This window comes from Liquorilactobacillus uvarum DSM 19971 (assembly GCF_001434935.1).
In the GTDB taxonomy this organism is placed as follows: domain Bacteria; phylum Bacillota; class Bacilli; order Lactobacillales; family Lactobacillaceae; genus Liquorilactobacillus; species Liquorilactobacillus uvarum.
This window is the reverse complement of sequence record NZ_AZEG01000100.1, coordinates 1-980: the sequence shown is the minus strand read 5'-3', so window position 1 is coordinate 980 and position 980 is coordinate 1. Positions and strand designations below refer to the sequence as shown.

General features: G+C 31.4%; 3 protein-coding genes. All 3 read left to right on the top strand.

All coding sequences use genetic code 11. The annotated features are described in order from the left end of the window. The first annotated feature begins 97 nt into the window (after nucleotides 1-97). Genes FD20_RS12580 through FD20_RS12570 form a run of 3 tightly spaced genes read left to right on the top strand, consistent with a single transcriptional unit; the run spans nucleotide 98 to nucleotide 970 of the window. Complete coding sequence (locus tag FD20_RS12580) at nucleotides 98-280, top strand: SHOCT domain-containing protein (RefSeq protein ID WP_010620812.1); 183 nt, start codon at nucleotides 98-100, stop codon at nucleotides 278-280. 11 nt (nucleotides 281-291) lie between these two features. Further along, nucleotides 292-555: an SHOCT domain-containing protein gene (locus tag FD20_RS12575; RefSeq protein WP_017866944.1), complete on the top strand. Its 264-nt coding sequence runs from the start codon at nucleotides 292-294 to the stop codon at nucleotides 553-555. 28 nt (nucleotides 556-583) lie between these two features. Further along, nucleotides 584-970: a DUF302 domain-containing protein gene (locus FD20_RS12570; RefSeq protein WP_010620814.1), complete on the top strand. Its 387-nt coding sequence runs from the start codon at nucleotides 584-586 to the stop codon at nucleotides 968-970. Nucleotides 971-980: the final 10 nt, after the last annotated feature.

Below are 980 nucleotides of genomic sequence, written 5' to 3'. Positions count from 1 at the left end.
GTTTAAACTTTAAAGAAATCGGTCATTTAAGTAAGCTAGATCAAAATAAAATTTCAGTAAAGTTAAGGAAGCAGAAATAGAAAAAGGAGGAGACTGCTTGGGACTCATATTATTTGTTATAGTTGGTTATTTCATTTATAAATACTTGGAGGATAAACAGAATGGAACAAGTATTTTTAGAGAGCAGAATAGTGCGTTGGATATTTTAAATGAACGATATGCCAAAGGTGAAATAGATGAGGAAACATATAGAATAAAAAAAGAAACATTAAATGAATAAGGAGTGATTCAATGCACGGCTATTGGTATAACGGTTTTGATAACATGATGAATTTTGGTTATGAGAATAGTTGGTGGTTTATGATATATGATGGATTGAAATTGTTAGTTATTATTGGGGCAGTCATCTTTATCGCAAAAATGCTGATGAATCGTTCGAATAATGACCATGCATCAAACTCAAATCGTGCCATTAATATATTAAAAGAGAGATACGCTAGAGGAGAAATATCAGAGGAAGAGTATAGAGATAAACTAAACAAGTTGAGAGAGTAATCAAAAATATAAAGAGGAGAAGAAACCAATGCACATCGTATATGAAAAAAAGACAAACAAGAAACTTGGCGAGGCTATTGATTCGTTAACTGAACAATTAAAAGAAAATGGGTTTGGTGTATTGTGGCAACTTAACTTTAAAGACAAACTTAAGGAAAAAGGATTAGACTTTGAAGAGGATTTTGTTGTAATGGAAGTATGTAATCCTAAAAAAGCAAAAGAAGTTATGGGAAAAAATATCCATATCGGCTATGTTCTACCGTGTAAAATGGTTGTTAGAGAAAAAAATAATCAGACATATATTGGTATGACGCGTCCGGAAGCCTTAATCGATTTATTCGATGATTTCAATTTGAATGAAATTGCCAAAGAAGTTGAGGGGACACTTAGACAATCAATAGAATCGACTGTTTAAAAAAAGTAAT

Bases quoted from the DNA above. Each gene is read 5' to 3' on its own strand.
- FD20_RS12575 (WP_017866944.1), top strand. From the start codon at position 292: ATGCACGGCTATTGGTATAACGGTTTTGATAACATGATGAATTTTGGT.
- FD20_RS12570 (WP_010620814.1), top strand. From the start codon at position 584: ATGCACATCGTATATGAAAAAAAGACAAACAAGAAACTTGGCGAGGCT.